The organism is Desulfovibrio sp., assembly GCF_009712225.1.
In the GTDB taxonomy this organism is placed as follows: domain Bacteria; phylum Desulfobacterota; class Desulfovibrionia; order Desulfovibrionales; family Desulfovibrionaceae; genus Desulfovibrio.
The window spans coordinates 836,075-859,570 of record NZ_WASP01000006.1 but is presented as its reverse complement, the minus strand read 5'-3'; the positions used below and the strand labels follow the sequence as shown (position 1 = coordinate 859,570).

General features: G+C 56.5%; 20 protein-coding genes. 16 read left to right on the top strand and 4 right to left on the bottom strand.

Annotated elements, in window-relative coordinates:
• Positions 1–130: 130 nt before the first annotated feature.
• The 8 genes from F8N36_RS09070 (at position 131) to F8N36_RS09035 (ending at position 8,867) form a co-directional block, all read left to right on the top strand.
• A complete protein-coding gene (locus F8N36_RS09070) occupies positions 131–1,027 on the top strand; it encodes a glycyl-radical enzyme activating protein (RefSeq protein ID WP_291332475.1) in 897 nt (298 codons plus the stop codon).
• Positions 1,028–1,588: 561 nt separating this feature from the next.
• Positions 1,589–2,419: an amidohydrolase family protein gene (locus F8N36_RS09065; RefSeq protein ID WP_291332474.1), complete on the top strand. Its 831-nt coding sequence runs from the start codon at positions 1,589–1,591 to the stop codon at positions 2,417–2,419.
• A 173-nt stretch (positions 2,420–2,592) separates the two neighbouring features.
• Positions 2,593–3,975, top strand: a complete 1,383-nt coding sequence (locus F8N36_RS09060; protein WP_291332473.1) for an MFS transporter — start codon at positions 2,593–2,595, stop codon at positions 3,973–3,975.
• Positions 3,976–4,078: 103 nt separating this feature from the next.
• Entirely contained in the window at positions 4,079–5,476 is a 1,398-nt protein-coding gene (locus F8N36_RS09055; RefSeq protein WP_291332472.1) for a sigma 54-interacting transcriptional regulator, read from the top strand.
• A gap of 153 nt (positions 5,477–5,629) precedes the next feature.
• Complete coding sequence (locus tag F8N36_RS09050) at positions 5,630–6,565, top strand: DUF4037 domain-containing protein (protein WP_291332471.1); 936 nt, start codon at positions 5,630–5,632, stop codon at positions 6,563–6,565.
• Positions 6,566–6,578: 13 nt separating this feature from the next.
• Positions 6,579–7,400, top strand: a complete 822-nt coding sequence (locus F8N36_RS09045; protein ID WP_291332470.1) for a tetratricopeptide repeat protein — start codon at positions 6,579–6,581, stop codon at positions 7,398–7,400.
• 16 nt (positions 7,401–7,416) lie between these two features.
• Positions 7,417–8,010 carry a DUF4125 family protein gene (locus tag F8N36_RS09040; protein ID WP_291332469.1) on the top strand — a complete coding sequence of 198 codons (594 nt, stop codon included), beginning with the start codon at positions 7,417–7,419 and terminating at the stop codon, positions 8,008–8,010.
• Between the two features lie 2 nt (positions 8,011–8,012).
• Positions 8,013–8,867, top strand: a complete 855-nt coding sequence (locus F8N36_RS09035) for an NAD(P)-dependent oxidoreductase (RefSeq protein ID WP_291332468.1) — start codon at positions 8,013–8,015, stop codon at positions 8,865–8,867.
• Positions 8,868–9,054: 187 nt separating this feature from the next.
• Here F8N36_RS09035 and F8N36_RS09030 read toward each other — a convergent pair whose 3' ends face one another.
• Positions 9,055–9,537: a heme-binding protein gene (locus F8N36_RS09030; protein WP_291332467.1), complete on the bottom strand. Its 483-nt coding sequence runs from the start codon at positions 9,535–9,537 to the stop codon at positions 9,055–9,057.
• A 351-nt stretch (positions 9,538–9,888) separates the two neighbouring features.
• Between F8N36_RS09030 and F8N36_RS09025 the strand changes: the two genes are divergently transcribed.
• Positions 9,889–10,776: a DMT family transporter gene (locus F8N36_RS09025; RefSeq protein ID WP_291332466.1), complete on the top strand. Its 888-nt coding sequence runs from the start codon at positions 9,889–9,891 to the stop codon at positions 10,774–10,776.
• A 76-nt stretch (positions 10,777–10,852) separates the two neighbouring features.
• Here F8N36_RS09025 and F8N36_RS09020 read toward each other — a convergent pair whose 3' ends face one another.
• Complete coding sequence (locus F8N36_RS09020; RefSeq protein ID WP_291332465.1) at positions 10,853–12,613, bottom strand: methyl-accepting chemotaxis protein; 1,761 nt, start codon at positions 12,611–12,613, stop codon at positions 10,853–10,855.
• A gap of 549 nt (positions 12,614–13,162) precedes the next feature.
• Here F8N36_RS09020 and F8N36_RS09015 point away from each other — a divergent pair.
• From F8N36_RS09015 to F8N36_RS08985, 7 genes are all read left to right on the top strand, one after another.
• Positions 13,163–14,170, top strand: coding sequence for a transporter (locus F8N36_RS09015; RefSeq protein WP_291332464.1), 1,008 nt, complete (start codon positions 13,163–13,165; stop codon positions 14,168–14,170).
• Between the two features lie 162 nt (positions 14,171–14,332).
• Positions 14,333–15,160, top strand: a complete 828-nt coding sequence (locus tag F8N36_RS09010; RefSeq protein WP_291332463.1) for a substrate-binding domain-containing protein — start codon at positions 14,333–14,335, stop codon at positions 15,158–15,160.
• Positions 15,161–15,260: 100 nt separating this feature from the next.
• The gene (locus tag F8N36_RS09005; protein WP_291332462.1) at positions 15,261–15,956 is read left to right on the top strand and encodes an ABC transporter permease; all 696 of its coding nucleotides are present in this window, start codon (positions 15,261–15,263) and stop codon (positions 15,954–15,956) included.
• Entirely contained in the window at positions 15,953–16,621 is a 669-nt protein-coding gene (locus F8N36_RS09000) for an ABC transporter ATP-binding protein (protein WP_291332461.1), read from the top strand. Before F8N36_RS09005 ends, F8N36_RS09000 begins: the two co-directional genes overlap by 4 nt.
• A 276-nt stretch (positions 16,622–16,897) precedes the next feature.
• Positions 16,898–18,646, top strand: a complete 1,749-nt coding sequence (locus F8N36_RS08995; RefSeq protein WP_291332460.1) for an aldehyde ferredoxin oxidoreductase C-terminal domain-containing protein — start codon at positions 16,898–16,900, stop codon at positions 18,644–18,646.
• A gap of 147 nt (positions 18,647–18,793) precedes the next feature.
• Positions 18,794–19,033 (top strand): MoaD/ThiS family protein, encoded by a 240-nt coding sequence (locus F8N36_RS08990; protein WP_291332459.1) that lies wholly within the window; start codon positions 18,794–18,796, stop codon positions 19,031–19,033.
• 11 nt (positions 19,034–19,044) lie between these two features.
• On the top strand, positions 19,045–19,920 hold the full coding sequence (locus F8N36_RS08985; protein ID WP_291332458.1) for a ThiF family adenylyltransferase: 876 nt from the start codon (positions 19,045–19,047) through the stop codon (positions 19,918–19,920).
• A gap of 34 nt (positions 19,921–19,954) precedes the next feature.
• Here F8N36_RS08985 and F8N36_RS08980 read toward each other — a convergent pair whose 3' ends face one another.
• Positions 19,955–21,913: a molybdopterin biosynthesis protein gene (locus tag F8N36_RS08980; protein WP_291332457.1), complete on the bottom strand. Its 1,959-nt coding sequence runs from the start codon at positions 21,911–21,913 to the stop codon at positions 19,955–19,957.
• A 32-nt stretch (positions 21,914–21,945) separates the two neighbouring features.
• On the bottom strand, positions 21,946–23,241 hold the full coding sequence (glp, locus tag F8N36_RS08975; RefSeq protein ID WP_291332456.1) for a gephyrin-like molybdotransferase Glp: 1,296 nt from the start codon (positions 23,239–23,241) through the stop codon (positions 21,946–21,948).
• Positions 23,242–23,496: the final 255 nt, after the last annotated feature.

Genomic DNA, 23,496 nt, shown 5'->3' with positions numbered 1-23,496 from the left:
CCACAGGTAAACAGGCAAACAGACCAGAAGGGGAGGGGGGCGCCCCTCCCTTTTTGTTTTCTCCCGGCCAAGCCTGATCCTCCCTTTTCAACCAGTGCGCCGGTGCTGGCCGCACATGAAGGATACCCCCATGACTGACGCACAAGTACAAGGCATTGTTTTTAATATTCAGAAGTTCAGCGTGCACGACGGCGAAGGCATCCGCACCCTTGTGTTCCTCAAGGGCTGCCCTCTGCGTTGCCGCTGGTGCAGCAACCCCGAATCGCAACATCTGCAGCCCGAGCACGCCTTCAATCCATCACGTTGCCTCACCGCCGAGGTGTGCGGGCGCTGCCTCAAGGCCTGTAAAACGGGTGCGCTCACCCTCATCAACGGCCTGATCATGCACGACCGCTCCAAGTGCACCGAGTGTTTTGACTGTGTGCGCGCCTGCCCGTCTGGTGCGCAGAGCGTGTATGGAGAAGCCATGACCGTCGAACAGGTGCTTGATAAGGTTGAAGAAGACGGCGTGTTCTATCATCGTTCCGGCGGCGGCATGACGCTCTCTGGAGGCGAGGCCATGATGCAGCACGAATTTGCCACTGCCCTGCTGCGCGAGGCGCACAAGCACCACATCAACACTACCATCGAAACCTGTGGCTGCTACCCCTACGAGCACCTGTACGAGGCCTGCAAACACCTGGACAAGCTGATATTTGATATCAAAAGCCTTGATCCGGTGCTGCACAAAAAGCATACCGGTGTGGATAACATGCTGATTATGCGCAACTTTGCACGAGTGATCGAAGATTTTCCTCAGCTGCCTATACTGGCGCGCACCCCGGTGATACCGGGCTTCAACGATACGGAAGACGATATACTGGCCATCCGCGAATCCATCCCCCGTCGTCCCAACATTGAGTTTGAGCTACTTGCCTACCACCGCATGGGGCAGCCCAAGTACGCCTACCTGGGGCGCGAATATGAGCTGGAAGGCGCTAAACTTGACGAGGAAAAGATGCAGCGTTTGAGAGAAATAGCATCATAACATTCATGCTTTGTTATATTTTTAATTGCGAAAAACGCCAGGGTAGTATTGCTCTGGCGTTTCTTTTTGGGGGAGAAATATTGGTTGTGTAAAAATGCACAGAGTGTGCGGCGGGGTGTGTTTTTTTGCACAGCATGGGGGTTTAATATTTATTTAATTACCATGAATAGTTGTGTTTTTACTAAAATTCCTATTGTTGCAAATTTGCAACAATTTTTATTTTGGTTGCCGCGCTGGAGAATAATTATCATTACTAATAAAATAAATAAATAATATCATCATGTTAAATATTAAAAATGTGAGTGCCATCACCATTTTTACCACGCGAGGGGCCCATTTTTAGCAGCGAATCTGGGCTACGCATTTTGTGAAATCGAGTTTGGGAAAGAAATTTAGATATTGTTTATATAACTATTTGTAATTAAACATATTATTTAACAATATCAGTATCTAACAGTGTTAAGATGACTGTTTTTGCACTCAATTTCACAATAGGCACGCTTTTTGCCTTTAGGGGTTCATAGCCGAGAGGCACAATTTTTTATTCCTAAAGGCACACATATGAACATCATTGATTTTCGTTTTCGCCCCAGTACTCCGGACGCCGTTAAGGGAATGCTCTCCAACAAGGTTTTTGGCGGCATGTTTGAACTTTTCAAATACGCTGACCGCGCCAAGCCGGAACCCATTGAAAAGATCGTGGCCGACATGGAAAAGCAGGGCGTGGTCAAGGGTGTTGTGACTGGCCGCGATGCAGAAACCACCTATGGCCTTGGCTCTGCCAACCCCGGCATTCTTGAGCTTATGCGCCAGTACCCCGACAAGTTTATCGGTTTTGCAGGCCTTGACCCGCACAAGGGCATGGACGCGACCGCAGAGCTTACCCGCATGATCGGGCTTGGCATGAAGGGCGCTGCCATTGATCCGTATCTTGCCCGCATACCCGCCAGCCACGCCAAGTATTACCCCATCTACGCCAAATGCTGCGAGCTTGATGTGCCCATCGTCATCACCACCGGCCCGGCCACCCTGGTTGACGGCGCTGTTATGGACGACGCCCACCCCCGGCACATAGACCGCATCGCCGCCGACTTCCCCAAACTCAAGATCGTTATCAGCCACGGCTGTTACCCTTGGGTGAGCGAAGTCATCATGACCGTGCACCGCAACCGCAACGTGTACATCGACCTTGCGGAATATGAAGAACAGCCTTTTTCCGAAGGGTATATCAAGGCTGCCAACAGCCTTATCGGCGACAAGGTGCTCTTTGCCAGTGCCGCGCCCTTTATGGACTTTCAGGAACAGATCGAACTCTACAAGCGCCTGCCCTTCACCCCTGAAACGCTTGAAAACGTTATGTACAACAACGCGGCGCGCCTGCTTAACCTGTAATTATTACAGCATAATAGTACCCAATCAAGAGCTTTGACCGGGAGCGAAAGATAGGCTTCGTGTCCTGGCAAAAATAGCCGAAGTGGCATTACGGGAATGTTCCCCCCATGGCTCTGGCGCTTTGTCGCAAAGGCCAGTATGAACATCCAGGCAAAAGGATCAAAAGGAAAACCATGCATAGCGAACAAATGACTCACGAGCAGAAGAAGAACCTGCGCCGCGTTGTGGCCTCGTCCATTATTGGCGCCGTCATTGAGTGGTATGACTTCTTTCTGTACGGCGTTGTTGCCGGGCTTTTCTTCAACAAGCTGTATTTCCCCGATTTTGACGCGCGCATTGGTACCATGCTCGCTTTTGCCACCTTTGCGGTTGGCTTTGTGGCGCGTCCCTTGGGCGGCGTGATTTTCGGCCACTTCGGCGACAAGCTTGGTCGTAAAAAGATGCTCATCCTGACCCTTGAAATCATGGGCATCGCCACGGTGTGCATTGGTCTTATCCCCACCTATCACAGCATTGGCATCTGGGCGCCTATTCTGCTCATTCTCTGCCGTCTTGCCCAGGGCATCGGCCTTGGCGGCGAGTGGGGCGGCGCTGTGCTTATGTCTTACGAATCTGCCCCTGCCGACAAGCGCGCTTTTTACGCCAGCCTGCCGCAGATCGGCATGTCGCTTGGTCTGCTGCTTGCCTCTGGTATTGTTGGCTTCTTCTCTGTGATTCTTACCGACGAAGCCTTTCTTAACTGGGGCTGGCGCGTGGCCTTCCTGCTTTCTGCCGTACTGCTTGCCGTTGGTGGCTACATGCGTAGCACCGTGCAGGAAACCAAGGACTTTTCTGAAGCCAAACAGCAGATGCCCGAAGCCAAGTTTCCCCTGCTGGACGCTTTCAAGCGCTACCCCAAGATGATGCTGGCCTGCATGGGTGCCCGTTTTATCGACGGCGTTTCTTTCAACGTCTTTGGCGTGTACTCGCTCACCTACCTTACGCAGCAGCACGGCATTGGCCGCTCTGCCGCCCTTACCGCAGTTATGATTTCTTCGCTTGTCATGTCGTGCTTCATTCCTTTCTGGGGTCACATGGCCGACAAGCACGGTAAGGCCAAGATCTACGGCGTGTGCGCTGTGCTGCTTGGTCTCTCCAGCTTCCCGGCCTTCTGGGTGCTGCACAACTTCTCTGGCAACTACCTGTGCGTGGTGCTGGCCCTGGCTCTGCCCTTCGGCATCCTGCACGCCGCAGTTTTCGGCACCATGTCCAGCGTGTTTTCTGAAAGCTTCGACGCTTCCGTGCGCTACTCTGGCATCTCCTTTGTGTATCAGTTCACCGCCATCTTTGCCTCGGGCATGACCCCCATGGTTGCCGCCATGCTCACCGGCTATGCCGATGGCGCTCCGTGGTACCTCTGCGGTTACCTTGCCGGTATCGGCGTGCTCAGCGCTCTCTCCACCCTGTGGCTGAGCCGTATGGCCCGCGCCCGTCGCAATGCCCAGGAAGTCCGCACCGCTGCTACCCAAGCCCCTCAGGGTGTGATGGCTGAAGCCACCAGCGCCGAAGGGTTCTAAAATGGAACACGCTGTCGGCTTTTGCCGGACGGCAGCGCCTTTCATCTGCTCCCATGCCCGCAAGACGGGCATGGGGGCACACTTGCGCCCTGGGAGTTAATGCATGTACAATCCTCACATGCTAGCAGAATACGTAGAACAACTTTGCGATACCTTTCGCGATGCCATATGCGTGACCGACCGCGAGGGCATTGTCACGCTGGTCAACAAGCGCCACGCCGAGCTCACGGGTATTGCCCGCGAAAAGATGATGGGCAGCCGCATTCAGGACATGGTGCAGAACGGTATTTTTGACGTGGTGCTCAATCCGCGCATTGTGGAAACCGGGCAAAAGGTATCGAGCGTGCAGAACCTGTACAACGGGCGCACGCTGCTGCTCGATGGACATCCCGTAAAGGATTCCACCGGCAAGGTTGCCTACGTTGTAACCGTCATACGCGATATCACGGCTCTGACAGAACTGCGCGAAGAAATCACCGCCCAGCGCGAACTGCTTGAAACTTTTCAGAATCTCAGCAGCGAGGGCGCAAGCGGCAACCAGTACCCCCGTGTGGTGCAAAGCCCTGTGATGCAACGCCTGTACGCCGAGGCTTCAGCCATTGCAGAGACAGACGCCACCGTGTTGCTACTGGGTGAAACCGGCGTGGGCAAGGATGTTGTGGCGCGGCACATCCACCGTAACAGTTTGCGGGCCGACGCGCCCTTTATCAAGGTAGACTGCGGCAGTATCCCTGAAAATCTTATTGAAACCGAGCTGTTTGGCTATGTTCCGGGCAGTTTTTCCGGTGCCAGCAAGCACGGCAAAGCGGGGCTTGTGGAGGCGGCATCTACCGGCACGCTGTTTCTTGATGAAATTGGCGAGCTGCCCATGACCATGCAGTCGCGGCTGTTACGTGTGCTGCAGGACTGGGAGGTGCTGCGCGTGGGCGCTACCGTGCCCAAAAAGGTGGACGTGCGCGTTGTGGCTGCCACCAACAAGGAGCTGGAACGCGAGGTTGCCAAGGGCACCTTCCGTTCGGACCTGTACTATCGCCTCAAGGTGGCTGTGCTCAACATTCCGCCCCTGCGCTCGCGCCGCGTGGATATTCTGCCGCTGGCGCAGAGCTTTTTGACCTTTTATGGCAAAAAATACCGCAAGTCGGTGAATCTTTCAGAAGAAGCCAAGCAGGTTCTGCAAAACCACACCTGGCCCGGCAATGTGCGAGAGCTTGAAAATCTTGTGCAAGGTCTTGTGGTTACCTGTAAACATGGGCTTGTGGGCATACGCGATCTGGCGGGTATTCGCCCCTTGCCACCGTGCGAATCGGGCGAGGGCCAGTACGCGCTGCCTTCCATTGAAGGCCGTTCGCTCAAAAGCATCATGAAAGAAGTGGAAACCGCCGTCATTGAAAAAGGCATGCAGCGCTATGGCTCCATCAGCGAACTTTCACGCCATTTTCAAATGGACCGCAGCACCATCTTTCGCAAGGTCAAGGAAATTGAAGCCATCAAGCCCGGTTAGCCCCGATACCGCAGTTTCCCGCCCCGCCACATCATGCGCGATAAAACCAGAAGGCAATGCCGTGGGCTGCACCAGTTTTGCCAGCTCCCTTCCGGAGCTGGCCGCTGTGCCTTGCGCTGGCCCTGTCGGCGCGCCAAATGATCAGGAGAATCTATGCAGGGTCTGAAACTTGCCCGTGAATTTTATCAGGTTTGCCGGCCCATACTGCGGGCAGAACTTACGGGAATCATGGATGCCGCGGCTGTGGGGCTGGTGGGCGAAGGGTCCGAATGCTTTGGCTGCGACGATGCCCAGTCGCGAGATCACGACTTTGGCCCGGCTTTTTGCCTTTGGCTGCCGCGTGAGATGCTGCTGGCGGAACAATCGCGCATAGAGGCCGCTTTTGCCAAACTGCCGGGCGAGTTTCAGGGCTTTGAAAGCAGGCTTGCGCCGCAACGCAGGCAGGGCAGGGTGGGTCCGCTGCCGCTGGAAGATTTTTACGCATTCTTTACGGGGCTCAATCGTGCTCCGGTCACATGGCAGGAATGGCTGGCCATTCCTGAATACCAGCTTGCGGCTTGCACCAACGGCGAGATTTTTGAGGATAAGGGCGGTGTGTTCACCCGCTGGCGCGATGTTCTGCTGGGCTGCTACCCGCGCGATGTGCTGCTCAAAAAAATGGCCGCGCGCTGCATGGTCATGGCGCAGACCGGGCAGTACAACCTGCCCCGCAGTCTGCAGCGCAATGACCCCGTGGCGGCCATGCTGGCTTCGGCGCGGTTTGCCGAGGCGGCGCTTTCCTTTGTCTTTCTGTGCAACCGCCGTTACATGCCTTTTTACAAGTGGGCGGGCAAGCTGGCTGGTGAGCTTCCGGTGCTTGGGGCGCAGGTTTCGCAGGTTCTGCATGCGCTGGCGTTCGCACCCATGCAGGCAGAACAGGGCAGCCAGGTTGTGGCCGCTGTTGAGGATTTTTGCACCCATGCGGCCAACCATCTGCGCGCCGTGGGCTTAAGCACGGCCCCCGGAAACTGGCTTTGGGAACACGGTCCGCAGATCATGCGGCATGTTGAAGAACCGGCACTGCTGCGTATGGATATGCTGCAAGGCTGAAAGGAGTTGCCCTATGGCATCGCAACGCCAATGGCTGGGTGATTTGCGCGCGGCGCTTGATCTGATGAAGCAGGGCCAGCCGCAAAGCTGTATTGAAGCGCTTGAAAAACTTGCCGCGCGTTACCCTGATGACGCCCTGTGCCGCGCCCTTGTGCTTGACGGCATGGGACGCGCCAACTTTGCGCTGCAACGGCCAGAAGCGGCCATAAAGGCACTGGAAGACAGTGTAGAGCTTTTGCGTTCCACCCTTGGGCCAACAGCGCCCATGACCCTTGGAGCCATGCAGAATCTTGCCCACGCGCTGCTTGGTATTGGCAAGGTAGAAGAAAGTCTGGCCATTGGCCGCGAATCGCTGCACCTGACCGTTGAGGTGTGCGGGCCTGATTCGCCTCAGGTGGCGGAAGCCCAGTTGCGCCTTTCTGCGGCATATTACCGCAAGCGCGATTTTGACCGGGCCGAATCCCTTATGCGCAAGGCCAAGGAAATATGGGAAAAACAGGGCTTCTGCGTCCCCCAACTGGGCGTGTGTCTCAATAATCTTGGGCGCATCTGCGAAGAACGCGGCCAGATCAACGAGGGTATTGCCCTGCACCGTCAGGCGCTGGCCCTGCGGCGCGAACTGCTGGGCGAGAACGACGAAACGGCCTTTTCGCTGGGCAACCTTGGCGTTGCCCTTGCCTCTGACGGCCAGTGGCGCGAGGCTGCTGAATCGTTGCAGGCAGCGGTAGAAATGTATGATCGCCTTGGCCTGGGCAATGGCGAAGAAGCCCAAGGCTACAAAAAGAATCTTGAGGTCTGCCTTCAGGCCATGGCGGATACCCCGTCCAAAGCCTAAGCAGAAGGAGCTGGCAATGCAGGAGAACACGAGCCGTGAGGCAGTGCTTGCAGAAATTGTGGAGCGCGAGCTGGCCATGTTTTTGGCCACCAATAATGAGGGCGGCGTTTCTGTCTGCCAGACACGCCCCGAGACCTTTCGCGCCATGCGCAAAATGTCCCATTCCGCCCACGATGAAGCGCTGCTGGTTTCATATCTGGACGATCTGCGACAGGCAGAGCTACACGGGCGCAATTTTATGGTTGAAAAATATGCCCGTATGGACGACCGGCTGCCGCCCCTGAGCACAAGCCCTCTACTTGACCAGATTGCCGATGCGGAAGAGGCCTTTTTGCAGGATGCCCAGCGGCGTTACCCCCATGTCATCAAAAGCAACGGGCAGGGCATGTTCCGGCGCTATCTGCGGTGCGAGCTGGAGACCCTTTCGTCCCGTACCCTTGAGCTCTACGCCGTGCAGGTCAGCCGTGCGCAGCACGAGGGCCGCAACCTTGTGGTAGAGCGCCACGATTATCTGATGCGCCTGCTGGGCAAGGGCGGCATTGATGCCTGTAATACCGCCGGTGATGCGACAGGCAGTGCCGCAGATATGGGTAAAAAGCAGGAGCACTAGGCATGGAATTTGGCTTTATCGGCGTGGGTGCCATGGGCGGCCCGCTGGCCCGGAATCTTATTCGTGCGGGCAAAAACGTGCACGTTTACAACCGCAGTGCTGCGGGCAGGGATAAAACCCTGGCAGCCGGTGCAAGCGGCATCGCCGCCATGAGCATGGCCGACATGACCTCGTGCAAAGTGGTTTTTACCTGCCTGGCCCTGCCGGAACACCTTGCGGAAAAGGCTCTTGGTCCGGATGGCCTGTATGCCCACATGCAGCCCGGAACAGTGCACGTGGAGCTTTCAACCATCGATTCGCAAACGGCCTTTACGCTTGCCGAGGCTGCAGGCAAACAGGGCGTTGCCTACATTCAGTGCACCCTTGGCAAAACACCCGCCCATGCGGAACGTGGCGAAGCCCCGCTGTTTGTGGGTGGCGACCAGCAGGCCATTGCAGCGCTGGGTGATGTGTGGCCCCTCCTTGGGGTGTTCAACAATGTTGGTACGGTAGAGGCGGCCTGCGCGGTAAAGCTGGTCAGCAACCTTGTGGGCATGGCCAACCTGGCCGTGCTGAGCGAGGGGCTGCGCATCGGCGAAGCCGCCGGGGTGGAAAAAAAACTGCTGCTGCGCCTGTTGGGCGAAACCGGTGCCCACAGCTTTCAGCTTGACGCACGTGGAAAAAACATGGCCGAGGGCGAATATGCTCCACCGCGTTTTACGCTGGATCTTGCCCTCAAGGATCTGCGGCTGGGCTGTGGTATGGCCCATGCCCTGAACGTGGATGTGGCGCTGCTGGATATGGTTTTTGCGCGCTTTGGCCGAGGCTCTGCCGCCGGTCTTGGCAACAGGGATTGCGCAGCCGTACACGAAGTGTAAGAGCGGCTGCCCATTTTTGTAGTCAGAGGCATCTGCAATTATAAAACCCCCGTCAGGCGGGCAGGCATTACCGAGAGGGGGCCTGCCTTTCTGGCGGGGGTGTTTTATTTGTTGGTTTATGCAGCGGGCTGTATGCAGGCCCTGAAATATTGGGTGTGTGAAACGTCCTTGCTCCGTGCACGGATGCTTACTTTAACGCCGCAGCGCCAGCCTTTGAAACGGCGGTATCTTCAGCCACGCTGCCGCCGCTCACGCCAATAGCGCCAACAATAACGCCGTTGCGGATCAGCAGTTCGCCGCCGCCAAAGATAACCAGACCCCGGTTGGTAACTTCAATGCCGTAAAGTTCCTTGCCCGGCTGGGCGGCAGCACCAAGATCTGCCGTAGACATGTTGAAATAGCGGGCCGTTATGGCCTTTTTTTGTGCAATGTCTATGCTGCCAATAAATGCCCCGTCCTCACGGGCAAATGCCTTGAGGTTGCCCCCGGCATCAACAACGGCGATATTCATGGGTATGCCCTGTTTTACCGAGTGGGCGAGGGCTGCGTTGAGCACGGTCTGGGCTTCGGCCAGCGTAAGATCACCGGGAAGCTGCTTGGCAGGTGGAGCCGCGTGGACGTTGAAGGCGAACAACAGAAGAACCAGAAAAAACGGTATGATGCGACGCACGGGTTACTCCTTAGCTAATGTTGGGGAAATAAGGCTTTAACCGTGGTGGGGGGAACCGGCAGATGCGGGTTCGGCCTCCGCTTGTTTTTAGTCTAGGCTTTTGTGCAAAAAAGTACAATATCTGCTTTGGCTGCTCTCGTCAGTCACAGGTCATCCGCTGGCAAACCATCTCACTCAAGACCCTGCTCCAACAGCAAAGTGCTGCTTGTGCGGCATGCGACTGCAAAGCTTCCATACGTGTGGAACGTTTTAAAGGTTTTGCTTGCCGGACAGAATAATGCTGTTATACTTGCGCACAAAATTTCTGACAGTAGATTGTAGCTGCCAGGAGATATTGGAGAGAAATTCCAGATGCAACAAACAGCTTCTGTCAGCTATGCTGGCCCAATCGCAGCCATTGTTTCTACTGTTTTGTGGGGTGGGGCATACGTGGCAATGAAATTTGCCCTTGAGTGTTTTCACCCCATGATAATGATATTTTTGCTGCTGGTGGTATCTTCTGCCACCTTTCTTGCCCTGTTGCCCTCCATGTGGGCAAAACAGCGGTACACAAAGGGTGACTGGCGCATCTTTCTTGTTCTTGTGATCTGCGAACCCTGTCTTTACTTTGCTTTTGAGGGCTATGCGCTCAACTACACCTCTGCCTCGCAGGCAGGCATGCTCAGCGCCACCTTGCCCATATTTGTAGGGGCATTTGGGTATTTTCTGCTCAAGGAAAAGATAGGTCTTGTGGCCTGGATTGGCTGCGTAATTGCCATAGTGGGCGCGGTGTGGCTGAGCGTGGGATCCGTGGCCGACGAACATGCGCCAAACCCACTGCTAGGCAACACTCTGCAGATATCTGCCATGGTTTTTGCGGCACTGTACGCCATTTGTGTGCGGCGGCTTTCGCGCGGGTATACGCCCATGTTCATCACCGCGGTGCAGGCCTGGGCAGGGGTTGTTTTTTTCTTTCCCACGCTGTTTTTGCCCGGCATGGGTATGCCGCAGGACGGGGCCACCGCGCTGGCCTGGGCAAGCATTGTTTACCTTGGGCTTGGGGTCTCTGTGGGCGCGTATTCGCTTTACGGGTTCAGCATCAGCCGCATGCCCGCTGCCAGAGCCAGCATGTTCATGAATCTCATACCCGTTTTCACACTCATATTTAGCATGATCATACTTGGCGAGCGCCTTGCGCCCTCGCAATACATGGCCTCAGCCCTGGTGCTGGGGGGCGTGATTATAAGCCAGCGTCGCTGACATGTTGATTTGCAGATAAAAAAACGGCCACCGGATTTGTCCGGTGGCCGTTGTGCTTTGTAAGCCGGTTTGCCTTCTAGGCTGCCGCGCCCTGGTTTTTCATTTCGAGAATAAGCTTTTTAAGCACCTGCGCCTGCTGCATCAATTCGGCAACGGCATTTGTGGCATGCCCCATGGCCTGAGCTGTCTCGGCGGAGATGGTGGCAACCTGCTCGACAGACTGGTTGATTTCATCACTGGCGGCAGACTGCTGCTCACTGGCCGTGGCAATGGAGCGCACCTGATCGTTGACCTGATCAACAAAGGCCAATATCTGGGTGAGCGACTCGCCCGACTTGACCGAAAGCAGGGTGGCGTTTTCAATGGATGCCGCCACGTGCTCCACATTATCAATGTTTTTGCGCGTACCATGCTGAATTTCGGTAATGGCTTTGCCCACTTCCTGCGTGGCGGTCATGGTTTTTTCCGCCAGTTTTCTCACTTCATCGGCCACAACGGCAAAACCGCGTCCGGCCTCACCCGCGCGGGCTGCTTCAATGGCGGCGTTAAGGGCCAGCAGGTTGGTCTGGTCTGCAATATCGGCAATAACGTCAAGCACCTGTCCAATGCCCTCGGCCTGTTTGCCCAGTTGTGACATGTCTTCCATGATCGACAGAGACTGGGTTCGCACCGCTTCAATGCTCCTTACAGCCTCATTGAGAATGCCCGAACCTTCAGATGCCTGCTGCTTGGTCTGATTTGAGGCCGAAGCCGCCTGCTGGGCATTGCGCGCCACCTCAAGCACCGTGGCGTTCATTTCTTCCATGGCGGTGGCGGTTTCGTGCACCCGGTTCGACTGCTCGTCTGCGCCACGGCTGGACTGAACAATCTGGGCAGAAAGCGATTCAGACGCGGAAGAAACAACTTCCACAACGTGTTCAAGCTGTGTTGCGGCATGGAACATGCCCTCGGCCTTGGCCTTCTCTGCCTTCTTGGTGGCCTCGTCGGCCATGGCTTTGGCCTCGCGTGCGGCCAGCGCTTCCTGCTCTGCCTGCTGTGATTTGGTTTCTGCCAGCGCTATTTCTTCCTTCAGTTTGTCGACCATCTTGATAATGACGCCGTAAACGCCGCCATCACCCTTAACGGGCTTGAACTGAACATCCAGATTACCCGATGCAATCTCGTTTGCAACAGCGTGCAGATAGCCGGGGTCATCTCCCAGCTGCTTCAATACACCCTTGATGATAATCGCAGAAATGATGACGGCAGCGGAAAGTGAAAAAATGATAAGGCAGATGTTAAGCAGTTTTCCCTTATTGTATGCATTTTCTACATCAATTGCAGACTGCTTGCTGCCCTTGTTGTTAACCTCAATAATTGTTGCAAGGTGCTTGAGGGCACTCAGATACTGTTCGCGGGCCCCGCCAAGTACCTTTTTTGTCGCTTCTTCAGTTTTGTTTTCCCGCGAAAGCATTTCTACTATTTTATGGTTTTCAATGTAGCTGTTCCATGCAGCAAGAAACAGCGGAAAGACCGCTTTTTCTTCCGGTTCGCTTATCATTGGTTCATATTCTTTTATCTTTTGTTTGATGTCAGATTCTGTCTTGCGAAGCCTGTTTTCATATTCTTTTGTCAGCGCTTCGTCATCTGAAAGGATATGAACCAGCTCATTGCGTCTGTATTCATTCACAAGCCCGTTAAGCTCGCCAACTACTTTTATTGCCGGGAGCCAGTTTTGGGAAAGATCCTGAGCTTCTTCATTCATGCTCGACATGCCAAGCATGGACAGAATTCCAATTATTACAGAAAAAGATGAAAGAACTGCTGACAAGGTAATCAGCTTTGTTGACAGCTTCATTATATGGCTCCAATTTTTTTATAGGCGTTATTATATTTGTTAAATAAAGAGTGTCTTTTTGATTTTGTTGCGTTTATGCGACTATTTTGGGCACTGTTTGTCGCGTGAAATTGCTTAACGATGAAAAATCACAAAACATTATGGTATTCAATGTGGTTACCCAATTGCAAAGGCCGATATTTTAGTTTATTACGCTGAAATATAACGAAAATTTTAATAAAAATTTTTCTTGTTAGTTTAGTGCGAATGTTATTGGCTTGTTGCCAAATAATAGAAAATTGATTTCAGTAGAGCTGCAAATAATAGTTGGCGAACAATCTGTAGCATTCACCTTGAAAATTTTGCTTTAAACTACTGGTGACAGGGCTTGCTGTATGTGATTTGCGGCATCAACCGCCGTGGAGGTGCAGCAACTGCGAGAGGCGAATGCGGCATGGCAGGGTAGTGAAGGTGAATACTGGTGGCGCTGTTCTGAAAACGCGGAAGTCTGGTTGCGGCGGTAGCTGACAGGCATTGTCCAACCTGTTATAACCCTTGCAAGATAAAAATATGCGCAACCATTTGACACGACAACAACTTGAAAGCCTTACCCTGTGCTGGGAACAGTGGGAAGCCGAGGCAACGACACGCACGCAAAAAATTTTGCGGGCGCGTCTGCATCTGATTTTTTTGCTTATGCGCTACGGCGGATTGCGACTGGGTGAGGTGCTTGCGCTTGAGCCGCAATCATCCATTGATACGGTCACCGGCATGCTGCGAGTTTCTGGTTCCAACGCGCGCGAAATTCTGCTGCCAGTAAGCGCCATGCGCAACATCCGCCGTATTCTTGGTCTGCCGCAGGCGGCAGAACCTGATTTTATGCAGTTTGATCAGAGCTTTCTGCGAAAGAAATTTTATGCCGTGGGCAGCATAATGGGTTTGTCTTCAGCCTCTGTGGGCCCGCGCGCCATTCGCTATTCACGCGGGCTGGAGCTGCTGGAGCTGCATGTTCCCATGCCGCTGGTACTCAAATTTTTGGGTCAGCAGGATGCGGACCAGCTGCTTGCCTTTCTGAATTTTTCTGACGGTGAGGCGCGCAGGCTGCTCACCAGCCAGGCCCACGGCAAAGACAACGCCGGGGCTCCTTGTCATGGCGGCGAAGCCGACGACGGAACCAATCTTTTTTGGGGAATAGTTACCCGCATATATGCAGGCATGCGCAAGGTATATGTGGAGGTGACCACTTTTTCTGATTTCAGGCTTGCGGCTGCCTGCACCCCGGAAGAAGCCGCTTTGCTTGAAGTGCACGAAAACCAGGTGCTAAGCGTGCGGGTTGACCCCGAGCGAATAGTGCTGAGCCCGGAAAAGTCTTCCATGAGCCTTGCCAACTGTATCAAGGGCGTGGTGGAAAGCCTGCACTCTGACATGGTGGAAACCTTTGTCTGCGTGGGCCTGCCAGACGGCACAACCCTGCGGGCCACCGTGGACACCTGCACGCTTGAGAACACGCATCTGCGTGACGGTAAAAAGGTTTATGCCCATTTTTCTTCCAGCGCCGTTCGTCTGGTCGCCGACTAGCCCCGAAAACGGGCTGATGGCCCCATGAATCGTTTTGTTGCCCCCCATATTTGCACCTTCTTTGCAATCTTTTATGTCCCGATTTTTCATGATAGCGTGATTATTATCTCGTTGAAGAGATTTGTCTGTTTGCGATTACCTTTTGCAAAAGGAGTCTGATTCATGTTTCGTTTTTCCCGTTTTCTGCTTACGGCCTGCGCTGCAGGCTACATGACCTGTGCCGCGCCTGTTCTGGCCGCCGATACCCTTATGATGGCCACCACCACCAGTACGCAGGATTCCGGCCTGCTTGAATATCTCGAACCTGTCTTCAAGCAGGAAACCGGTATTGAGCTCAAATGGGTGGCAGTGGGAACTGGCAAGGCGCTTGAGATCGCAAAAAACTGCGATGCCGACGTGCTGCTGGTGCATGCCCCTTCGGCCGAGCTTGAATTTGTAAAGGCCGGGCATGGCGTGGACCGCCGCCAGGTCATGTACAATGACTTTGTGATCGTTGGCCCTGTGGCCGACCCCGCCAGCGTGAAAGGGCAGACCACTGCCGAAGCCCTCAAGCGCATTCTGGATACCAAGGCTGGCTTTGTGAGCCGTGGCGACCAGTCTGGCACGCACAAGGCCGAGCAGAAGCTGTGGCAGCAGAGCAACATTGTGCCCGACAAGGACCCCAAGTATTTTTCTGCCGGGCAGGGCATGATCTCTACGTTGAACATGGCTGCCGAGAAGCAGGCCTATGCCCTTACAGACCGTGGAACCTGGATCACCTTTGCCGACAAGATGGGCGACAAAAACCCGCTGGCCATCGTGGTTGAGGGCGACACGGCGCTGTTTAACCAGTACAGCGTCATTACGGTCAACCCCGCCCAGTGCCCCAAGGTGAACCCCGCTCTGGCCAAAAAGTTTGAAGACTGGTGGGTTGCCTCGGCTACCCAGCAAAAGATTGCCGGGTACACCCTCAAGGGCAAGCAGCTTTTCTTTCCCAATGCCAACAGGTAATGCTTTTCGGTAATGCAGGCATGTAACGTGCATTCGTCCGGGGCCGGCGGTGTGTCCGGCTTCGGGCGAATGCCTTTTTGATCAGCAGCGAGCGGCCGCAATGGATTATCTCGTCAACGGGTTCAGCAACGCCCTTTATCTGCTTACGCATATGGATGCAGCCACGCTTTCGGCCATTTATGCGACGGTTGCGTCCACCTGCTACGCCATGGCTGCAGCTCTGCTGCTGGGCGTGCCGTTGGGCTTTCTGCTCGGACATTGCTCCTTTCCCGGCAAGCGCGCGGTCAGGCTTGTTTCAGACACTCTGCTGGCCTTTCCCACTGTGCTGATCGGTCTGCTGGTCTATGCCTTCATCACCGCACGCGGCCCTCTTGGCGAGTACGGCCTGCTGTTTACCCTGCCGGGCATGGCCATCGGCCAGGCGGTGCTGGCCCTGCCCATTGTGGTTTCATGGACCGCGCAGGCGCTGGAAGACCTCGACCCCCGTTGCCGCGAGACCCTGCTTACGCTTGGCGCAAACGGCAGGCAGCTTGCCATGTATTCTCTGTGGGAGTGCCGGTATGCCGTGGGCATGGTGTGTGTCACGGCCTTTGGGCGCGTCATTACAGAGGTTGGCGTGGCCATGATGCTGGGGGGAAACATCCGCTATGCCACCCGCACCATGACAACGGCCATTGCGCTTGAAACAAGCAAGGGTGATTTTGCCCAGGGCATTGCCCTTGGCCTTGTGCTGCTGCTCATGGCTTTTGTGGTCAATCTGGCGTTGGCGTTTTTTCGGCGCAGGGGGCGGGCATGAGCATGCCTCTGTACGAAGCGCACAACCTCGTGCAGCGCTACAACGGGCGCGAGGCGCTGAACGTGCCGCACCTTGTCATAGGGCAGGGCGAAACCGTATTTCTCACCGGGCCCAACGGTTGCGGCAAATCAACCCTGCTGCGTTTGCTGGCCTTTCTTGAGCGCCCCGCAGCGGGTGTGCTGCATTATGCCGGTGGGGCAGAAGGGCGCAAGGAGGCAACCCTTCTTTTGCAGGATCCCTACCTGCTGCACATGAGTGTTTTCAACAACGTGCTGCTTGGGCTGAAGTTTCGCGGCCAGTCGGCAGGTCATGCGCCCGATCATGTGTTGGGCATGCGGCAAACCTTTGAACGCTGCATGAAGGCTGCTGGTTTTGACGACCCATGGAATTTTGCCGATCGCGGCCCGCGTGAACTTTCTGGCGGCGAGCGCCAGAGGGTTGCCCTGGCATCGCGCCTTGCCCTGCACCCAAAAGTGCTGCTGCTTGATGAACCAACGGCAAATGTGGATGCCGCAAGCGCCCGTGCCCTGGCACAGGCCGTAAAAAACTGTCAGACAGACGGTATAACCGTTGTCTGCGCCACACACGACCCCGCCCTTCTGCGTGCCATCGATGCCCGTGAAATCAGGCTTGGTTCAGCCTGGGATATGGACGGGCCTGCCTGATTTTTGCGGCCTGGTTTTTTGGCCGGTCTTTCACTGGTCTGATTTCGTAAGAGCCTGATTGACCACAATCCACGCCACAAGCGGTGATTTGCCGTTTTTGTTTGTATATTCATATAATTCAGTAGATTATCAAAAAAATACCCTTTTTTGTCTTTGATTTTACCTCAATGGGTAAAAAGCGCGTCATTTTTTTCAGGTACTTGCACTTTTTTCATTGAGGGGGGTATCAGACAATAAACACGTACAGGCGTTGCCACGCCTTTTTAAGGAGGCTCCATGTTCCGTTTTTTGCGCGTCAATATGGCGACCAAGACCTGTGTTTTTGAAGAAATCCCTCAGGAATACGCTGGCCTTGGTGGCCGTGCGTTGACCTCTACCATTGTGGCCCGTGAGGTTCCGCCCACCTGTACCCCCATCGGCCCGCACAACAAGCTTGTTTTTGCTCCCGGCCTGCTGGGTGCCACCAACAGTCCCAACGCCAACCGTATTTCTGTGGGCTGCAAAAGCCCGCTTACCGAAGGCATCAAGGAATCCAACGCTGGCGGCCAGCCCGGCGGCCATCTGGCCCGTCTGGGCATCCTGGCTGTTATTGTGGAAGACATGGCCAAGGAAGGCGAATGGTGGCAGCTCGAAGTGAGCAAGGACCACGCCAAGCTGATTCCCGCTGAAGTGGCGGGCCTCAACAACTTTGAAGCCGTTGCCAAACTGGTGGAAAAGTACGGCAAGGATTGCAGCTACATCACCATTGGCCGAGGTGGCGAATTTAAGCTTACCGCAGCCTCCATTGCCTGCACCGACCGCGAGCTGCGCCCCATGCGTCATGCCGGTCGTGGCGGCGTGGGTGCTGTTATGGGTTCCAAGGGCCTCAAGGCCATCATTGTGAATCCCGAAGGCGGCAAAACTCAGCCTCTGGCCGACGAAAAGGCTTTTCGCGAGGCTTCCAAGCGTTTTGCCACTGCACTTTCCGAGCACCCGATCACCAGCAAGGGCCTTGCTGAATACGGCACGGCCGTGCTCGTCAACATTTTGCACGAGGCGGGCGGCCTGCCCACCGCCAACTTTACTGTTGGCCAGTTTGACAAGCACGAGGCCGTTTCGGGCGAGCTTCTGAACCAGCTCACCAAGGAACGCGGCGGCGAGGGCAAGGTTGCCCACGGCTGCATGAGCGGCTGCATGATCCGTTGCAGTGGTATTCTGCCCGACAAAAAGGGCAAGTTCCAGAGCAAGTGGCCCGAATACGAAACCCTGTGGTGCTTTGGTCCGCACTCTGGCATTGGCGATCTTGATGCCATCTCCAAGTACGATTACATGTGCGACGACATCGGCGTGGACACCATTGATGTGGGCGTTGCCGTGGGCGTTGCCATGGCTGGCGGTGCCATTCCTTACGGTGATGCCAAGGCTGTGCTTGATGTTATGAACGGCATCAGCGAGGGCTCTGCCCTGGGCCGCATCATCGGTTGCGGCGCGGCCACCACTGGCCGTGTGTTTGGCGTGCGGCGTGTGCCTGCCGTCAAGGGCCAGAGCCTGCCCGCGTACGATCCGCGCGCGGTCAAGGGCCAGGGCGTTACCTACGCTACCTCTCCCATGGGCGCCGACCACACTGCTGGCTACGCCGTTACGGCCAACATTCTCAACTGTGGCGGCTCGGTTGACCCACTCAAGAAGGAAGGCCAGATCGAGCTGTCGCGCAATCTTCAGGTGGCGACCGCCTCTGTGGATTCCGTGGGCCTGTGCCTGTTCACGGCCTTTGCCATCCTTGACGTGCCGGACGCCCTGCCCGCCATTGTGGACATGCTCAACGCCAAGTTTGGCTGGAAGCTCACCGGCGACGACGTGGTGACTCTGGGCCAGCGCATCCTCTCGACAGAAATCGACTTCAACCGCCGCGCGGGCATCACCCAGGCTGCGGACGTGCTGCCCGATTTCTTTACCGACGAAAAGCTGCCCCCGCACAACACTACCTTTGATATCACCCACGAAGAACTCAAGACGGTCTTCAACTGGGTTGAAGAAAAGAAGTAAGCAACCCCTGGCTGCCGCTCCGGTCTGATCGGGGCGGCGGCCTTAAATTTTGTCTTTCGGCGGTGCGGGCTTGTGCGCCCAGGTTGGCTTGACTGTTTTCGGGCAGGGCGGGCATAATGGTTTGAGCCCTTGGGGCAAGGAGTGTCCATGAAACTGACCGTTAAACTGAGCACCACCCTGCGCGACCATGTTAAGGACTACGCACCGGAAACGGGCCTGCAGGTGGAAATGCCGGAAGGCAGCACTGTGGCCCAGTTGGCCCGGCATCTGGGCCTGCCGCTGCAAGACATCAAGATTGTCATGGTCAACGGACGCCAGCATCAGGTGGACGATCCCATGCGCGACGGTGACCGTATTGCCTATTTTCCGGCTGTCGGAGGAGGCTAGGCCCGTTGACCATGACAAAGCCTGATCCCCATACCCTTTTGCGCCCGTATGTGCGGGCAACCTACCTCACGAAAACCGCCGCCGGTCAACAGCAAACGCTGTTTGTGAGCCTTGAGGGGCTGCGGGCCTGGGCGGGAGTGCTGGGGCTTCCCTTGCGCGATGCCATGTGCGACCTGCTTGAGCATCATATCTGGCCCGAGCGCTTCAGGCGCAACTTCGGAATGGTTGCGGCGGGCGATCTGGCGCGTCGGCTGCAAAGCCGGGTGCTGGTGCTGGGTTGCGGCGGTCTGGGCGGCCATGTGGCCGAGCTGCTGGCCCGTGCTGGCGTGGGCGGCATACGCCTTGTGGACAACGATACTTTTGACGAGAGCAATCTCAACCGCCAGCGGTTTTGTTCTGAACGCGTGCTGGGGCAACCCAAGGTTATTGTGGTGCGCGATGCTTTGGCCGATATTGCCAGCCATGTGGAAACAGAAGCCCTTGAACTTGTTGCCGACAGCACCAATCTTTCCAGCCTTGTCTCGGGTATGGATGTAGCGCTGGACTGTCTGGACAGCATAAGCGCAAAAACCGCCCTTGAGCAGGCGGCCCTTGCTGCGGGCGTGGCCTTTGTGCACGGATCAGTGCTGCGCGATGAAGGCTTCTGCTACGCCAGCTCTGGCCCCCAGGCACGTCTGGAGGAACTCTATCCCTTTGGGCAGAGTGCCAGAGAGCTTGAGCAGGCGCGTCGTGAAAGTGTGGGAGCTCTGGCCCCGGCCTCTGTCGCCTGCCTTATGGTCAAGCTGGCCTTGCGGGCCATATTGCAGCGTACAGCCAGCAGTGCCCTGTACCACCTTGACCTATCCGTGCCAGAGCTGGAAAGGTTTGACTGGGCGGACAACGATTAGCCGCCCGCCCTGTTTTCCCGCCCTGTTCCCCTTTCTATTTTCCGGGGTATTCCCAGATAATCTGCCCGGTCTTTTGCGTGCCGTAACCGCCCATGCCTTCCACCGTCTGGCGAAAGGCCTCGCTGCGTATTACTTCAAGCAGTGCCTGAACCGCCTCTGTTTCAAAAAAGCGCCTGGGAATAACCAGATCGTACTCCTCCACACCAATGGGCATAAAGGGCAGCCCCAGCGCATTGGCCGCGGCCCGCACCGCAAGCCCGGCATCCACACGGCCAGAAAGCACCGCCGCAGCAACGTTCATGTGGGTGTATTCCTCGTCGCGATAACCGTTGATGCCTGTGGGCGCTATGCCAAGGCAGCTCAGGCGGTAATCTAGCAGCACGCGGGTTCCACTGCCGCGCTGGCGGTTGATAAAGCGTACCTCTGGTCTGGCGAGGTCTTCGATACTGTTGATGCCAAGGGGGTTGCCGGGCGCTGTCAGAATGCCCTGTTCCCTGTCCACAAGGCGCAGCAGCACTGTGGGTTCTTCCAGATTATCTTCAATGGCCTTGATGTTGTACGCGCCCGTTGCGGGGTCGAGCAGGTGACTGCCCGCCAGATGGCACTGCCCGCGCTTGAGTGCCATAAGCCCGCCCAGCGAGCCCACATGGGCAGAGGTAAGGCGAAACTGGGGGTGCGCCTTGCGCAGCATGCTGTCGAGCAGGTCCAGAGTGTTGTCGTGGCTGCCGATGGCCAGCAGTGCGCCAGCAAGGGCCGTAGCCGGGCGCAGCAGCTCGACGGTAACCGGTTCACCGGCATTGCAGCCTTCGCTGTCACGCGGAATGCGGATAATGCCGTCGGCCCGGCTGAGGCTGGTGATGGTTCCTGCGCCACGCGGTAGCGGCACGGCCACAACCGTATCACCCACGCAGCCCAGCTTGACCCGCAGCCGTTCCTCCATGCCAGGGCGCGAGGGCAGGGGATTGCAGGGCACAGCCGTGATTTTTTGCCGTTCGCTCATGGCGCGTTTTTGCCACAGGGCCAGGAGGGGCAGAACGAACTCTTCCATGGATATGCCCGCAGAAACGGGATACCCCGGCACGCCCACAACCGGCTTGCCGTTCACAACCGCAAGCACCGTGGGTTTGCCCGGCATGACCGAAATGCCGTGGGTTACGACCGTATCCATCTGTTCCAGCACATGAGCCGTAAAGTCGTGGCTGCCCGCAGAAGACCCGGCGTTGAGAATAACCATGTCGGCGTTTGTGATAGCGCCGGCAATGGCGGTGCGGATAGCCTCCGGCTCGTCGGGAACCACGGGCAGGGTGGCGGCTTCGCCTCCGGCCTCCGAAATCATGGCCGAAAAAATCAGGGAATTGAATTCGGGCAACACGCGGCCTGCACGCAGGTCTTCATCGCGCGCATCTACAAGCGGTACAATTTCAGAACCGCTGGGAATGATGGAAACGCGGGGCCGCCGGAAAACAGGCACCTCAAGCGCGCCTCCAGCCGCCAGCGCCCCTAGGTCGTAGGGGCCGATGCACGTGCCGGGCGGCAGTATGATTTCTGTGGCCACCATGTCTTCGCCCATCTTGCGCACATGCTGCCAGGGAAAAGCGGCCTTTTCGATGACGGCCCACAGCGTTTCGCCGTGCGCATCTGGCCTGATTTCCGTGTTGATGTTTTCCATCATCACCACAGCATTGCAGCCCACGGGCAGGGGGTGCCCCGTATTGATCCAGTGGGCCTGTTCGCCGATTTTGAGCCGCAAGGGTGTGCGGACAGAAGCGTTGAATGTGTCCTCTGCATGCACGGCAATGCCGTCCATTGCCGCGCCGTGGAATGCGGGCGAAGAACGCAGGGCCGCCACAGGCCTGCTGAGCACGCGGCGCAGTGCCTGAGCCAGAGGTATGCGTTCTTCGCCAAGGGTAAAGGCTTTGGCGTCAAGGCACGAAAACCAGTTGGCGCGGGCTTCTTCCGGGGGTAGCAGGGTAAGATATGTGTTACGCTTCACTCTAGTTCTCCCAGATATTTTATGCGTGCTGATTAGCGAAAAAGTTCCACCAGAACCGTATCGCCAGCGTCATAGCCCTCGCGGTTTTCAGGGCAGACCATAAGCCCGTCTGCCGCTGCAATGCCTGAAATAAGACCCGATGCGCCCATGATGGGCTCTGCCTCGTACAACGGCTGAAGGGTGTTGCCCGTTTGTGGTCTGGTGGTGGGCTGGCCCGCTGGCTGACAAGACAGGGGGTGCAGCTTCACGCGCAGATAGTCGCGCCTGCCCTGGGCGGAAGCAACCGAGCGTGTGAGCACTGCAGCAACCTGTGGAGGCTTTGTAGAACCGGCATAACCCTGAAGGTGTTCCAGCAGTGGCGTGAGAAAAACGCGGGCGCAGACAAGGGCGCTGGTAACGTGGCCGGGCAAGCCCACAAGGCAGATATGACGCCCGTTAACACTGGCTGTTGCCAGAATGAAGGGCTTGCCGGGGCTGATGGCAACCCCGTGTACCAGCAGCTGGGCCTGTGGGAGGGATTCGAATATTTCCACGGTGTGGTCGCGCATGCCAGCAGATGAACCGCCTGAAACCACCACCACATCATGCGTTTCTGCAAGCCGGGCAATGGAGGTCTTGAGCCTGGCGGCGTCATCATTGACAATTCCGGCCCGAGTGGCTTGGGCACCGGCCTCGTGGCACAGGGCGGCAATGCTGTGGGCGTTGACGTCGCGTATTTTGCCCGGCGGCGGTGTTTCTGATGCGGGTACAACCTCGTCGCCCGTAGAGAGCACGGCAACCAGCGGTTTGCGGCGCACCTCTACATTCACAACGCCAAAAGCCGCCAACAGTCCTATATCCTGCGGGCGCAAACGGTGACCAGCCTTGAGAAGCAGGCTTCCGGCGGCAGCGTCGTCATCGCGAAAAATTATATTGTCGCCCGGGGCCTGACTGCGGGTAACCTCGATAAAATTGCCCCCGGCGGGGCGGGAGTATTCAACCATCACCACGCAGTCCGCGCCCTGCGGCAGCATGCCTCCGGTGAGGATGCGCGCCGCCTGACCTTCTTCAAGCGTGATGTCTGGCACTTCGCCCATACGGCAGTCGGCAATGCACTCCACTAGCGCGGGGTTGGCCTCCTGCGCGCCAAAAAGATCGCGCGCGCGAAGGGCAAAACCGTCTACTGTTGAACGGTCAAAGCCGGGCAGGTCTTCTGTGGCGTAAAAATCCTGCGCCAGAAAACGCCCAGCTGCTTCGTCCAGCGTGGCGGGTTCGGCCTCCACAAGGGGGAAGGCCCCAATGTGCCCAAGTACTGATTCAACTGATTGCAGTGTTAAAAAAGGCTTCACCCGGCCCTCCGGTTCATGTGCGCGACGGTATGTTAACTGCTTGTATATTGGCGCAAATAGAAGCAAAGGGCAACATTGTGACCAGGAACAGACACCAGGGGTATGGAGTTTGCGGGCAGAGGGGCTGATCTCTCTTTTACGGGCAGCAGCAGGTATAAACAACAAAGCCATATGCGTAACTCGCGCATATGGCTTTGTGTGGTTTGCGAAAGCGGACTGGGTGGTGAACCGTGCCCAATGAATCCTCACACGCTC

Bases quoted from the DNA above. Each gene is read 5' to 3' on its own strand.
- F8N36_RS09070 (WP_291332475.1), top strand. From the start codon at position 131: ATGACTGACGCACAAGTACAAGGCATTGTTTTTAATATTCAGAAGTTC.
- F8N36_RS09065 (WP_291332474.1), top strand. From the start codon at position 1,589: ATGAACATCATTGATTTTCGTTTTCGCCCCAGTACTCCGGACGCCGTT.
- F8N36_RS09060 (WP_291332473.1), top strand. From the start codon at position 2,593: ATGCATAGCGAACAAATGACTCACGAGCAGAAGAAGAACCTGCGCCGC.
- F8N36_RS09055 (WP_291332472.1), top strand. From the start codon at position 4,079: ATGTACAATCCTCACATGCTAGCAGAATACGTAGAACAACTTTGCGAT.
- F8N36_RS09050 (WP_291332471.1), top strand. From the start codon at position 5,630: ATGCAGGGTCTGAAACTTGCCCGTGAATTTTATCAGGTTTGCCGGCCC.
- F8N36_RS09045 (WP_291332470.1), top strand. From the start codon at position 6,579: ATGGCATCGCAACGCCAATGGCTGGGTGATTTGCGCGCGGCGCTTGAT.
- F8N36_RS09040 (WP_291332469.1), top strand. From the start codon at position 7,417: ATGCAGGAGAACACGAGCCGTGAGGCAGTGCTTGCAGAAATTGTGGAG.
- F8N36_RS09035 (WP_291332468.1), top strand. From the start codon at position 8,013: ATGGAATTTGGCTTTATCGGCGTGGGTGCCATGGGCGGCCCGCTGGCC.
- F8N36_RS09025 (WP_291332466.1), top strand. From the start codon at position 9,889: ATGCAACAAACAGCTTCTGTCAGCTATGCTGGCCCAATCGCAGCCATT.
- F8N36_RS09020 (WP_291332465.1), bottom strand. From the start codon at position 12,613: ATGAAGCTGTCAACAAAGCTGATTACCTTGTCAGCAGTTCTTTCATCT.
- F8N36_RS09015 (WP_291332464.1), top strand. From the start codon at position 13,163: ATGCGCAACCATTTGACACGACAACAACTTGAAAGCCTTACCCTGTGC.
- F8N36_RS09010 (WP_291332463.1), top strand. From the start codon at position 14,333: ATGTTTCGTTTTTCCCGTTTTCTGCTTACGGCCTGCGCTGCAGGCTAC.
- F8N36_RS09005 (WP_291332462.1), top strand. From the start codon at position 15,261: ATGGATTATCTCGTCAACGGGTTCAGCAACGCCCTTTATCTGCTTACG.
- F8N36_RS09000 (WP_291332461.1), top strand. From the start codon at position 15,953: ATGAGCATGCCTCTGTACGAAGCGCACAACCTCGTGCAGCGCTACAAC.
- F8N36_RS08995 (WP_291332460.1), top strand. From the start codon at position 16,898: ATGTTCCGTTTTTTGCGCGTCAATATGGCGACCAAGACCTGTGTTTTT.
- F8N36_RS08990 (WP_291332459.1), top strand. From the start codon at position 18,794: ATGAAACTGACCGTTAAACTGAGCACCACCCTGCGCGACCATGTTAAG.
- F8N36_RS08985 (WP_291332458.1), top strand. From the start codon at position 19,045: ATGACAAAGCCTGATCCCCATACCCTTTTGCGCCCGTATGTGCGGGCA.